The sequence below is a fragment of the Enterococcus sp. AZ020 genome (assembly GCF_050499205.1).
Classification (GTDB): domain Bacteria; phylum Bacillota; class Bacilli; order Lactobacillales; family Enterococcaceae; genus Enterococcus_L; species Enterococcus_L dunnyi.
The window spans coordinates 3,618,213-3,631,586 of record NZ_JBIPAT010000001.1 but is presented as its reverse complement, the minus strand read 5'-3'; the positions used below and the strand labels follow the sequence as shown (position 1 = coordinate 3,631,586).

Here is a 13,374-nt window from a genome sequence, read left to right as displayed (position 1 = left end):
TTTTTTTATTGTTGAAATATCTATAAGAGTAAGTTATACTAGTTAACGGTGTGAAAACACTAAATCCACATCCTTGTTTGATTTATAAGGCGGTGCTGCGTTTAGTAGTTCCTTATAAAGCTGAGAACAGGAGAGGGAACAAATAAAAACCAATTGGAGGAAACAAATCATGGCAGTAATTTCTATGAAACAATTACTAGAAGCCGGCGTACACTTTGGTCACCAAACTCGTCGCTGGAACCCAAAAATGAAGAAATATATCTTCACAGAAAGAAACGGAATCTACATCATTGACTTACAAAAAACAGTTAAATTAGTAGATGCTGCTTACGATTACATGAAAAACGTTGCTGAAGACGGCGGTGTTGCATTATTCGTAGGAACAAAAAAACAAGCACAAGAAGCAATCAAAGACGAAGCGATTCGTTCAGGTCAGTTCTATGTTAACCACCGTTGGTTAGGTGGAACTCTAACTAACTGGGATACAATCCAAAAACGTATCAAACGTTTGAAAGACATCAACAAAATGGAAGAAGATGGAACATTTGATGTACTTCCTAAAAAAGAAGTTGTTGGCTTAAACAAACAACGCGAACGTTTAGAAAAATTCTTAGGCGGTATCGCTGATATGCCTAGAATTCCAGATGTAATGTACATCGTTGATCCTCGTAAAGAACGTATTGCTGTTCAAGAAGCACAAAAATTGAACATCCCGATCGTTGCTATGGTTGATACAAACTGTGATCCTGATGAGATCGATGTAGTAATCCCATCAAATGATGATGCGATTCGTGCGGTTAAATTGATCACTGCTAAAATGGCTGATGCTTTCATCGAAGGAAACCAAGGTGAAGATCAAGTCGTTGAAGAAACATTCGTTGAAGAAGCACCAGAAGCTGCAACTTCTATCGAAGAAATCGTTGATGTTGTTGAAGGCAGCAACGAATCAGCAGAATAATATAAAATTACAGAGCTGTCTTGAAGGCTAGGCGAACAAAAGCCTGATTTTACCTTTGAGATAGCTTTTTTTAAACAAACATGAGCTAGCGCTTTGGAAAATGGATAAAAATGAAGTGAGACAAAAGACATCTCAATCAATTTTTCCCATTTTTCAGTCAAGGTTAAACGAGACTGTTACGCTTTTAAAACTATCTAGCTTCATGAGCTAGACTCTCAGAAAAAAGATGAAATCTGCCTGTGATTAAAAGCATCACATTCATATTTCTCTATTTTTCAGTCGAGTCTTATCGAGCTCATTCAGCTTTTAAAACTTAGGAGGAACAAGAAAATGGCAGATATTTCAGCAAAATTAGTTAAAGAACTACGCGACATGACTGGTGTCGGTATGATGGACGCAAAAAGAGCGTTAGTAGAAGTAGAAGGAAACATGGATGCAGCTGTAGATTATCTACGTGAAAAAGGTATGGCAAAAGCTGCTAAGAAGAATGACCGTGTAGCAGCAGAAGGTTTAGCTAACGTTGCAACAGATGGAAACTTCGCAGCAATCGTTGAAGTAAACTCTGAAACAGATTTCGTTTCTAAAAATGAAATGTTCCAAGACCTAGTTAAAAAAATCGCTACTGAAATCGCGAAAAACAAACCAGCTTCTATGGAAGAAGCTTTAGCACTTAAAACAGATAAAGGCACAATCGAGTCTGAGTTAGTAGAAGCAACAACTGTTATCGGTGAAAAAATCAGCTTCCGCCGTTTTGAGCTAGTTGAAAAAGCTGATAATGCTGCTTTCGGCGCTTACTTACACATGGGTGGACGTATCGCTGTATTGACAGTCTTAGATGGCACGACTGACGAAGAAGTTGCGAAAGACGTTGCGATGCACGTTGCAGCTATCAATCCTCGTTATGTGAACGAATCACAAATTCCTCAAGAAGAATTAGATCATGAAAAAGCAATTCTTTCTGAGCAAGCATTAAATGAAGGCAAACCAGCGAACATCGTTGAAAAAATGGTTATCGGCCGTTTGAACAAATTTAAAGCTGAAATTTCATTAGTAGATCAACCATTCGTTAAAGATCCTGATATGACAGTTGAAAAATATGTAGCATCTAAAGGCGCTACAGTTAAATCTTTCACTCGTTTTGAAGTGGGCGAAGGAATCGAAAAACGTGAAGATAACTTTGCGGACGAAGTTATGAGCCAAATCAAAAAATAATTCTGTTTCTGCTTTTGAGACAGTCGGGAACGCATGAAGATGCGCTCCCTTTTTTTAGGAATTAAAAGAAATAATAGTCGAAATATGTTAAACTATTGATAGATAAATGGTGGAGGGAAATCAAAATGGTAAAACCTAAGTATCAACGAGTTGTATTGAAGTTAAGCGGCGAAGCTTTAGCCGGAGAAGATGGGTTTGGAATTAAGCCTCCTGTAATCAAAGAAATTGTAGAAGAGATCAAGGAAGTACATGAATTAGGGATCGAAATGGCGATCGTTGTCGGCGGTGGAAATATCTGGCGTGGACAAATTGGTGCGCAAATGGGTATGGAACGCGCGCAAGCTGATTATATGGGAATGCTTGCAACAGTCATGAATGCGTTGGCGCTGCAAGATACCTTGGAGAATCTAGGCGTTCCTACACGTGTTCAAACATCGATCGAAATGCGTCAAATTGCAGAACCGTATATCCGACGTCGGGCAGAGCGTCATCTAGAAAAAGGTCGTATCGTGATTTTTGCCGGTGGTACAGGAAATCCATATTTCTCAACAGATACAACAGCGGCTTTACGTGCAGCAGAAGTTGATGCTGATGTGATTTTGATGGCAAAAAATAATGTTGATGGTGTCTACTCAGCAGATCCTAAAGTAGATGCAAATGCAGTTAAATTTGAAGAATTAACACACTTGGATGTTATTTCAAAAGGACTACAAGTGATGGACTCAACAGCAAGCTCATTGAGCATGGACAATGATATTCCATTAGTTGTTTTCAATCTAAATGAAACAGGAAATATTCGTCGTGCATGTTTAGGCGAAAATATCGGAACAACGGTAAGGGGGAAATAAGGAATGAGCGGAACAATTTTAGCGACAGCAAAAGAAAAAATGGGTAAAGCAGAACAAAGCTTACAACGTGAACTAGGACAAATTCGTGCCGGTCGTGCGAATGCCAGTCTTTTAGATCGTATCCAAGTTGATTACTACGGTGCACCAACACCTGTCAATCAGCTTGCAGGAATCAATATTCCAGAAGCACGTGTTTTGATGATCACACCATTTGATAAAAATTCACTGGAAGATATTGAAAAAGCGATTCAAGCGAGCGATATCGGTATCAGTCCGACAAATGATGGAACGGTTATCCGATTAGTTATTCCACAATTGACTGAAGAAAGACGTAAAGAATTAGCGAAAGATGTAAAAAAAGCTGCTGAAAACGCGAAAATCGCTGTTCGTAACATCCGTCGTGATGCGATCGATGACTTGAAAAAACAACAAAAAAATAACGAAATCACTGAAGACGAATTACGTAATTTAGAAAAAGAAGCGCAAAAGCTGACAGATGATAGTGTGAAAAATATCGATACGATCACAGCTGAAAAAGAAAAAGAATTGTTAGAAGTTTAAATTTTTTCCTAAATCGAAAAAATAGAAAACAGCAAAGATGCCTGATTTTAAAGGCTCTTTGTCAACTAATGTTGGTAAAGAAAATCCAAAGAATGAAATCGATGAATATGAATCCTAGAGGAAATTTCCTCTAGGTCTTTTTGTTTTCTTGAAAAAGAATGGTGCCAAAACACAAAGAAATTCTCAATTTGAAATTGTAAAAGTTACGGAACCCGTAAGCATTTCTCTTCAACACTTTAATATGGTTATTTAAACCTTCTAATGGTCCATTAGAATAAGACAATTCTAGCGCATGTTTAATTTCATTTTGGTACTTCTTAAACGTACCAATAGTCTTTTGATAGTAGGGAGGAAGACGGCGGAAATCTTCGTCTAATAGTGCATGAAACCGATCAAAGTCTCTTGTCTGTATAGCATAAAGAAAGTCCTGATAACAGGTGTGGCCACTTTTCAACTCGTCATCATACGCAAGTAATCGATCAACGATCTCTGTTTCAGTTAAATAGGTGCGGAAAGAAGGACGCCAAAGGCGTTTTTCAAAATCAAGCTTCGATTGATTTTTTTGAAGAAGCTTCCAGTAGTTCTTCAAGTGTCGATATTTTTTCGCTTCTGTATTTCCCTGATGAAGAAAGGTGTTCATTCTCTGAATGCGGTGCTTTAAAAAGGTTCGACCGATGAGTTGGACAATATGAAAGCGATCAAGAATAATCTGAGCCATCGGGAATAACTTTTTGACGAGAGAAAAATAAGGAGCATACATATCGCAAACAATATACTTAACCGTTTTACGAACAGTCAAAGGAAATCGTGAAAAATAACGCTCTAGAAAAGGGAGCTGACGATTTTCAACAACATCAATTAACTGCTTGGTTTGCCCATCCATCATGATGAAACTCATCGAAGCCGTGACTTGTTTCACTGATTTGAATTCATCAAAACAAAGAACTTCCGGTAAGGTGAGTCGATTGATTTTTTTTGGCTCATAAAATCGTTTCAAGACACGGTAAACAGAGGAAACAGAGACCTTCTTTTGACGTGCAATTTGACTCATAGAAGTGACGTTTCGGAGGCGGTCAGCAATGGACAGCTTCACCTTCGATGAAATCGAACACCCTTTTTCAACAAGACTCGTTTCTGCAACAAATGTTCTGTCACAAGAATGACAGAAGAAACGACGTTTCTTCAAGCGTAAATACGTTTGATACTCCGAAACATCGTTGAGTAAAATCAAACAGCTTGTAAAGCCCCAACGGATAATTGCTTCCTTTTCTTCTTGATCACAGTGAGGACAAATATGCGCAGTATAATCGAGCGTACCAGAAAAGACCTGACAGATTCTTCCTTTGACCCGTTCTTTTTTTAAGCAGTTTTCGTTAAAAGTGATATTTAAGTCTAGAATATCTAAGGTATTTTTGATAAGATTTGTATAGGACATCTTGATTTCCTCCTTTTTGAATGGTTTTAGACGACTTCATTCTAAAGGATATCAGGGTGTCTTTTCTATTATTTTGCATTAAAAAAGATGCCAGTGATTTCTCACCAACATCAGAAAGTATAGAGCCATTTTAAAAGGATATCTTTGCTGTTTATTTATTTTTATTTTGAACATTTGTTATTTAATTAGAAAAAACTCAAAAATATAACTTTATAATTTATTAAACATTAAAGATTAATAGTGGCAAGTAAAAATTAACTTGTTAATCAATCGGTGTTATGAAATAATGTAATCAGCTATATTTTTTTGAAGGAGATGAAAAAATGAATTTTATTAAGCGTGCATTATGCAGTGTGACAAGAAAAAAGGGAAAGTCACTTATTTTATTTGCTGTAATTTTTGTATTAGGGAATGTTATCGCTGGTGCTATTGCAATTCAGCAGTCTACGCAAAATGTTGAAAAAAGTGTAAAAAAAGAACTTGGTGGTATGGCAACGATTCAACTTGATTATGAAAACAATCAAGAAGAATTTATGAAAGAAGACGTTGAGATTGAACCACTCAAGGTAGACTTGATTAAGAAAATTGGAGAATCTCCCTATGTAAAATATTATGATTATAGCGCAATGACTATGGTTCAAACAAAAGATCTGAAAAGTGTATCTTCAGAGTCAGAAGAATTTGGTATGATGGAAGGCTTTACCTTAAAAGGTGTGAACTATAATAAAGTTTTAGATATAGAAGAAAAGAAAATCAAGCTGATCGAAGGAAACATATTTACACAAGAGGATATCGAAAATGGTAAAAATGTCGGCTTGATTTCATCAAAAGTTGCTGAGGAAAACGGACTTTCTGTTGGAGACCAAATGGTTGCCGACTCAAGAGGCTATGACTATGCCGAAAATGGTGAAGAAAAAGAATTATTTAAGCAGGACATACCGATCCAAATCATTGGTATTTTTGAACCAACGACTGTTGAAATGAAAGAAAAAGAGAAAGAAAAAAATTCTGAACAAAATATGAATCAGCAATTTATGTCTTTACAGCAGATCAATACAGTTTATTTACCGAATAAAACAGTGTTGGAAATCAATAAAAACTACATGGATAAGTTGAAAGAAACTTCCTCAAATAGTGAGATGTTCGATGGTGAAAATGAAGAAGAATACTATACACCAATATATGTATTGAAAAGTCCGGAAGATGTAGATGCTTTTAAAGAAGAAGCTCAACCGCTGTTGCCTAATCTTTATACAGTGAAAGCATCTGCTGATCAGTATGAACAAATCGGCGGGAGCATGAAAAAAATGTCACAAATTTCAGGTTATGTTGTTTGGATTGCTGTGATTGCGACATTATTGATTATTTCGCTGGTTGTTCTCTTATTTATGAGAGATCGTAAGCATGAATTGGGCATTTATCTGTCACTTGGAGACAAACGCAGTCACGTTATGGGACAAATAATCATTGAAATGCTGTTGATCAGCGGAATCGCATTGATTTTATCATTGATTACAGGAAACTTCTTAGGAAAAATGGTTTCTGATTCTTTATTGAATAGTGATATTTTAAACAATACGAATAATCAAATGAATACTTTTATGGTTATGGATGAACTTGGCACTGCTGATTTAACCGCAGATGACATCATGAATGCCTATGAAGTGAAATTCTCGCTTGGCTATATCGTGACCTATTTAGTTGTTGGTTTAGGAACGGTCCTACTATCAGCAATTTTGCCATTACTATATATCGTACGATTAAATCCAAAGAAAATAATGATGTAGGAGGTCAGGAGAATGGCGATTTTAGAAACAAAAAAGCTTAGTTATTTTTACCAAGATGGTGATCAGCGCCGCTTCATTTTGAAAGATACCAGCGTGTCTTTTGAACAGGGAAAATTCTATACGATTTTAGGTCAGTCAGGATCTGGAAAAACGACCTTTCTTTCATTGATCAGTGCATTAGATACACCAAAGGAAGGACAAATTTTGCTGAATGGAAAAGATATCAAAACAATCGGCTATGAAAAATACCGCCGTGATGATATCAGTATTATTTTCCAAAGTTATAATCTCGTTCCGTATTTGACTGCATTAGAAAATGTGTTAGTTGCCATGTCGATCACAGATAATGAGTTGCCGCCAAATCAAAAAGAAGTTGCCTATAATCTACTGGATTACATTGGGATCACGCACGAAAAAGCGGATCGCTCAGTCAATCAATTATCAGGTGGTGAACAGCAGCGTGTGGCGATTGCCAGAGCACTATCGACGAATGTGGATGTTATCCTAGCAGATGAACCAACTGGAAATTTAGATGAAGGAATGGAGCAAGAGATCGTTGACATTTTCAAAAATCTTGCGAAAGTTCATAATAAATGTGTGATCGTAGTTACTCACTCGAATGAGATTGCTGCCCAGTCGGATGAGACATACTACCTGAAAAAAGGTGTGTTAAAAAAATATGAGTGATTTTCTATCAAATTTCAGCGGTGAGAATTATGAAAAGACCCGCGAAAATAAAAATAAGCAAAAAGAACAGAAAAAAACTAAAGCAATCAAAAATGACGAAGAACAATCATCTGCAAAAAAGGAGTCAACACCTGCTTTTGTTGGGCCTAAAAATACAATAGATTCTACTTCAAAAAATATTCAGCAAACCACAAATGAAAAAGAAGAACCTAAACAAGTAGAAAATACTGATGATGTGATCTACACCAAGAAGCGTACAAAAAAGAAAAAATATGAACCAAAAAAAGAAACAGGAACGCCAGTTGCTAAAGCGGAACCTGTGACTACGTCACAAAATCCGGATGAGTTTATCGAAACGGATCCAACGTACAAAAAGAAACGTAGAACAAAACTGATTTTAATCGGTATGGGAAGTTTGGCAGCTGTAATTTTATTGTATGTTGGTTACTATCAGTTGACACATGTAAAAGTCCCTGATTTTGAAGGGAAAGAATTATCAGAAGTTCGTGAATGGACAGCTGAAAATGGAGTGAAACTTCAAGTCGAACAGAAATATGATTTTGATAAAGCAGCGAATTTGATCATTGATCAAACGGTCAAGAATAAAAAGATCAAAAAAGGCAAAGAATTAGTTGTTGATGCTAGTTTGGGTGCTGATCCGGAAGAGCAGATCCAGTTACCTGAATTTAAAGAAATGAAAATCAGCGAAGCAAAGAAATGGATCTCAGAGCAAAAAGCAGATAATTTAGCGATTATTGAAGAATACAGTGATAAAGTAGCACAAGGAGATTTCATTAAATTTGAGATCACGAATAAAGATGTAAAAGCAGAAGAATATAAACGTAAAGATAAAGCAAAAGTCTATTTCTCAAAAGGTAAAGAGATTTTTGAAAAAAATATTGCCATGCTAGATTTTACAGGAAAAACAAAAGAAGAAGTCACGGAATGGACGAAGAAAAACGAAATCACATTAAAAGTAGAAGAAGCAGATTCTGATAAAATCGAAGCGGGCAAGGTGATCTCTCAAAGCATAGGTAAAGACACAAAAGTTGCCAAGAGAGATACACTGACAGTGACAGTCTCTACAGGAAAAGCGATGATCGTACCCGATTTTTCACAATTTACTGCAGAAGAAGCAGCGGATAAAGGGAATGGGCTGCAGGTACAAGTGAAACAATTGTATAACAACACGGTACCGTACGGGCATTTCATCAGTCAATCAGTAGAAATCGGAAGTAAGTTTACCGAAAAAGATGATAAGCCTGTCATTCAGGTTGTATACTCGATTGGTAAGCCTTATATCAAGGATCTACGTGATAATACAGTAGAAGGCGATCTTCAAAAGATATTCTTTGATGACTATCAATCAAAGGGTGCAAACATAACCTATCAAGTGTATTATGTTGATTCAACTGTTACCAAAGGAACTGTTGTAAAAATGAGTAACTATAATGAGTTTGTTCCGATCGATTCAGTTATCCAAATTGGTATAAGTAAAGGGAATCTTAAACCGGAAGCAACGAAAGAGTCAGAAGAATAAAAGTCAACTAGCGTGTACGGAAAACGATCTTGCCGTTTTCTTTGCCCGCTTTTTGTAATGGAATAGGAGGGTGAATCGGGGATTTTCTTTGTAAATTAAGTGAATTTGTTAAATAATCTCGAAAAATTTTTCATTTGCATAGGCTTTTCTGAAAGATATTGCTATAATAGTCTAGACAGATTTTTGGATTGGAGGGAAAAATATGTTACGTTTTTTTCCGCAAAAGAATAAATATATACAGCAGGAAAGTGACTTTACTTTCAATAATGAGGGAGCGATCCCTAAACATGTAGCTGTGATTATGGATGGTAATGGCCGTTGGGCACAAAATCGTCGTTTACCTAGAATTGCTGGACACAAAGAAGGGATGAACACCGTCAAAAAGATCACAAAGCATGCGAGTAAATTAGGGGTCAAGGTTCTCACGTTATATGCCTTTTCTACTGAGAATTGGAAGCGCCCGACAGATGAAGTAAGCTTTCTTATGCAACTGCCGGTTGACTTTTTTGATACATTCGTACCGGAGCTGATCAAAGAAAATGTAAAAGTTCATGTGATGGGCTATAAAGAATTTCTACCAGAACACACACAAGACGCTATTACGCGTGCTGTCAATCAAACAAAAGAGAATACGGGCATGGTCTTGAATTTTGCGCTAAATTACGGTTCAAGAGCTGAGATCGTTACTGCGGTAAAAGAAATAGCTGGACAGGCAGCTAGTGGAGAGCTTCAGGTAGATGCTATTACAGAAGAATCTATAGCGCAACATTTGATGACAGGTTTTTTGACTGAGGAGTTAAGAGATCCTGAATTGTTGATTCGTACAAGCGGCGAAGAAAGGATCAGTAACTTTTTACTTTGGCAGATTGCTTATAGTGAATTGTTTTTTACGGATGCTTTATGGCCTGATTTTAATGAAGAATTATTGGAAATGGCTTTAGCTTCATTCCAGAATAGAAACCGTCGTTTTGGCGGTCTGAAAGAAACAGAGGAGGAAAATAAATGAGACAGCGTGTTATTACAGCTGCCGTAGCTTTAGTTGTGTTTATTCCAATTATTTGGTACGGAGGTTTTGTGATCGAATTGGCTGCTGCTGTGCTTGCAGTGGTTGGTGTTTACGAGTTATTTAGAATGAAGGGGTTAGAAATCGTTAGTTTCGAAGGGATCCTTTCTGCTTTGGGTGCAGTATTGCTAGTGTTGCCGAAAGAGCGTTGGTTTTTCTTTTTACCTGAAAAAGCTGACAATTTTATTTTGTTTTATGTTACAGTGATGATTTTACTAGGCGGCCTTGTGGCGTCAAAAAATATGTATACTATTTCTCAGGCTGGTTTTCCAGTGATCACTAGCTTGTATGTTGGTGTTGGTTTTCAAAACTTCGTCAATGCAAGAGCTACGGGCTTTGTTGTACTGCTTTATGCATTATTTGTGGTTTGGGCAACAGATATCGGCGCTTATTTCATTGGGAAACGCTTCGGTCAAAGAAAATTATGGCCAGAAGTTTCACCTAATAAGACGATCGAGGGTTCTTTGGGCGGCATTCTTAGTGCCGTAGTTGTCGCGTTATTATTCTTGACGTTAACACCAAACAAAGAATTATTTACGTATAATTTACCCATCATGTTAGCAATGACTGTAGTCTTTTCGATCGTTGGTCAATTTGGTGATTTAGTCGAGTCATCGATCAAGCGGCATTATGATGTAAAAGATTCTGGAACGATTCTACCTGGGCATGGCGGGATTTTGGATCGTTTTGATAGTTTGCTTTTTGTTTTTCCAATCATGCATTTATTCGGATTATTTTAATTTCTAAGCAAGAAGGGAAGGTGAAAAACTCTGATTGGTCAGAGTTTTTCTTTTTACTATGAAGAAAATAGCATTATTAGGAGCAACAGGTTCGATCGGTTCAAATACAGTTGATGTAGTCAAAGCTTATCCTGAATTATTTCAAATCGATTCCCTTACATTTCATTCAAATGTGGAGGCGGGTGCAGATTTGATTGAGCAGCTGAATCCTCGATATGTCGGGGTTGGCTCAGAAGATATCAAAGAAATTCTTGCTTCTCGTTTTCCGTCAGTTGAATTTGGTGTAGGAGAAACAGGCTTGGTTCAAGCTGCTACGTTAGATTCTGTAGAGGTTGTCTTGACTGCTGTCACAGGAAGCGTCGGACTTGCGCCGACGATGGCCGCAATAGAAGCAGGAAAAGATATTGCACTGGCAAATAAAGAAACTCTGGTCATGGCAGGCCAATGGGTCATGGAGGCAGCAGCTAAACACAAGGTGCAAATATTACCTGTAGATAGTGAACATTCAGCCATTTATCAGTGTTTAGAAGGTCAACCAAAAGAAAATTTGAAGGAATTGATGATCACAGCTTCTGGCGGCAGTTTTAGGGATCTATCAAGAGAAGATCTAAAAAAAGTTACTTTAGAGCAAGCGTTAAAGCACCCAAACTGGTCGATGGGCAAAAAAATCACGATCGACTCTTCCACGATGATGAATAAAGGGTTAGAAGTTATTGAAGCCCATTGGTTATTTAGTGTAGATTATGATAAAATAAAAGTTGTTTTACATAAAGAAAGTATTGTCCACTCAATGATCGTTCTAACTGATGGTGCTTACTTAGCTCAATTAGGACCAAGTGACATGCGTGAACCGATCCAATATGCATTGACGTATCCCAAACGCTTACCGATAAAAAATGAAAAAGCATTTGATTTGACTCAGATCAGTCAGTTGAATTTTGAAGTAATGGATTTTGAGCGTTTTCCAATGTTGAGGTTAGCATTTGAAGTAGGGAGAAAAGGCGGCGCTTATCCAACTGTTTATAATGCAGCAAATGAAATTGCTGCGACGGCTTTCATTGAAGGCAAAATTTCATACTTGCAGATTGAACACTTTGTTCAGCGAGCAGTGAACGAGTACAATGAAACAACCGAAGTCACTTTAGAAGAAGTGATTGCGATCGATAAAAAAACAAGAACTATCATAGAAAGATGGATCAAGGAAGAAGGTCATTTATGAAAACGATCATTACATTTATAATTGTCTTTGGTATTCTCGTCCTTGTGCACGAATTTGGCCACTTTTTCTTTGCAAAACGCTCAGGAATTTTAGTGCGGGAATTTGCGATAGGTATGGGACCAAAGATTTTTGCTCATCAAGGCAAAGACGGCACAGCTTATACGATTCGTATTCTGCCGATCGGCGGGTATGTTCGAATGGCTGGAATGGGGGAAGATGAAACTGAGCTAGCCCCCGGGATGACTCTTTCTGTTGAACTGAATGAACAGGAAGAAGTCGTAAAGATCAATACAAGTAAAAAAGTTCAGCTGACAAACAGTATCCCGATGGAAATGTTAGAAGCAGATCTAGAGGAAGAATTATTCATCAAAGGTTACGTGAACGGTGACGAAACAAATGAAATCACTTATAAAGTAAATCATGATGCAACGATCATTGAGCAAGATGGTACTGAAGTACGGATCGCACCTGTCGATGTCCAGTTTCAATCAGCTAAATTATGGCAGCGAATGTTGACGAATTTTGCCGGACCGATGAATAATTTCATTTTAGCTTTTGTTTTGTTTACGTTATACGTCTTCATGCAGGGCGGTGTAACATATACAAATACAAATCAGATCGGCGATGTTCAGGCAGATAGCCCAGCACAAAAAGCAGATTTGAAAGCAAATGACAAAATTTTAGCAATCGATGGCAAAGAAGTTTCGACGTGGGAGGATTTTACAAAAATCATCCAAGCTAGTCCTGAAAAAAAATTAACACTAGACGTAGAATCTGATGGAAAGACAAAAGAAGTAGCAATCACACCTAAAAGTCAAAAGTCAGGAGAACAGGAAATTGGTATGATCGGCATTACACCGCCGAAGAAAACTAGTTTCACAGACAAACTGGCTGGAGGCTTCCAGACGACTTTAGAGAGTTCCATGCAGATTTTTAAAGCGCTAAAATCACTGTTTACCGGTTTTAGTTTGGATAAATTGGGCGGACCGGTCATGATGTTCCAAATGTCTTCAGAAGCTTCTAAAGCTGGGTTGAATACAGTTATCTGGCTGATGGCAATGTTGTCGGTCAATCTAGGAATCATCAATTTATTGCCGATCCCAGCTTTGGACGGCGGTAAAATTGTCTTGAACATTATCGAAGGACTTAGAGGGAAACCTTTGAGTCAAGAAAAAGAAGGGATACTAACACTTATTGGGTTTGGTTTTATCATGATATTGATGGTGTTAGTGACCTGGAATGATATTCAACGTTTTTTCTTTTAATTAAATAAACTGCAATTTATAACGGACTACTTGAGGAGTTTTGTGGTATTCGTTTAAAC

12 protein-coding genes are annotated in these 13,374 nt (G+C 37.4%); 11 read left to right on the top strand and 1 reads right to left on the bottom strand.

Annotated elements, in window-relative coordinates; genetic code table 11:
- Window positions 1-169 precede the first annotated feature (169 nt).
- The 4 genes from rpsB to frr all read left to right on the top strand — a co-directional run bounded on the left by rpsB (window position 170) and on the right by frr (window position 3,579).
- Complete coding sequence (rpsB, locus tag IGI58_RS17335; protein WP_087640200.1) at window positions 170-958, top strand: 30S ribosomal protein S2; 789 nt, start codon at window positions 170-172, stop codon at window positions 956-958.
- Window positions 959-1,288: 330 nt separating this feature from the next.
- Entirely contained in the window at window positions 1,289-2,170 is an 882-nt protein-coding gene (gene tsf, locus IGI58_RS17330) for a translation elongation factor Ts (RefSeq protein ID WP_087640199.1), read from the top strand.
- A 125-nt stretch (window positions 2,171-2,295) separates the two neighbouring features.
- On the top strand, window positions 2,296-3,018 hold the full coding sequence (pyrH, locus tag IGI58_RS17325; RefSeq protein WP_069665001.1) for a UMP kinase: 723 nt from the start codon (window positions 2,296-2,298) through the stop codon (window positions 3,016-3,018).
- A 3-nt stretch (window positions 3,019-3,021) separates the two neighbouring features.
- Entirely contained in the window at window positions 3,022-3,579 is a 558-nt protein-coding gene (frr, locus tag IGI58_RS17320) for a ribosome recycling factor (RefSeq protein ID WP_087640198.1), read from the top strand.
- Between the two features lie 130 nt (window positions 3,580-3,709).
- Here the strand turns inward: frr and IGI58_RS17315 are convergent, their stop codons facing one another.
- Window positions 3,710-5,014, bottom strand: coding sequence for an ISL3 family transposase (locus IGI58_RS17315; protein WP_429952441.1), 1,305 nt, complete (start codon window positions 5,012-5,014; stop codon window positions 3,710-3,712).
- A gap of 323 nt (window positions 5,015-5,337) precedes the next feature.
- Here IGI58_RS17315 and IGI58_RS17310 point away from each other — a divergent pair, with 323 nt between their 5' ends.
- The 7 genes from IGI58_RS17310 (at window position 5,338) to rseP (ending at window position 13,315) form a co-directional block, all read left to right on the top strand.
- Complete coding sequence (locus IGI58_RS17310; RefSeq protein ID WP_429952442.1) at window positions 5,338-6,801, top strand: ABC transporter permease; 1,464 nt, start codon at window positions 5,338-5,340, stop codon at window positions 6,799-6,801.
- A 12-nt stretch (window positions 6,802-6,813) separates the two neighbouring features.
- Window positions 6,814-7,488 (top strand): ABC transporter ATP-binding protein, encoded by a 675-nt coding sequence (locus IGI58_RS17305; RefSeq protein ID WP_429952443.1) that lies wholly within the window; start codon window positions 6,814-6,816, stop codon window positions 7,486-7,488.
- Window positions 7,481-9,028 (top strand): PASTA domain-containing protein, encoded by a 1,548-nt coding sequence (locus IGI58_RS17300; protein ID WP_429952444.1) that lies wholly within the window; start codon window positions 7,481-7,483, stop codon window positions 9,026-9,028. The genes IGI58_RS17305 and IGI58_RS17300 overlap by 8 nt, the downstream gene beginning before the upstream one ends.
- Window positions 9,029-9,230: 202 nt before the next feature.
- A complete protein-coding gene (locus IGI58_RS17295) occupies window positions 9,231-10,034 on the top strand; it encodes an isoprenyl transferase (RefSeq protein ID WP_429952445.1) in 804 nt (267 codons plus the stop codon).
- Window positions 10,031-10,831: a phosphatidate cytidylyltransferase gene (locus tag IGI58_RS17290; protein WP_429952446.1), complete on the top strand. Its 801-nt coding sequence runs from the start codon at window positions 10,031-10,033 to the stop codon at window positions 10,829-10,831. Before IGI58_RS17295 ends, IGI58_RS17290 begins: the two co-directional genes overlap by 4 nt.
- 34 nt (window positions 10,832-10,865) lie before the next feature.
- Window positions 10,866-12,050: a 1-deoxy-D-xylulose-5-phosphate reductoisomerase gene (locus IGI58_RS17285; protein ID WP_429956341.1), complete on the top strand. Its 1,185-nt coding sequence runs from the start codon at window positions 10,866-10,868 to the stop codon at window positions 12,048-12,050.
- Complete coding sequence (rseP, locus tag IGI58_RS17280; RefSeq protein ID WP_429952448.1) at window positions 12,047-13,315, top strand: RIP metalloprotease RseP; 1,269 nt, start codon at window positions 12,047-12,049, stop codon at window positions 13,313-13,315. The genes IGI58_RS17285 and rseP overlap by 4 nt, the downstream gene beginning before the upstream one ends.
- Window positions 13,316-13,374 lie beyond the last annotated feature (59 nt).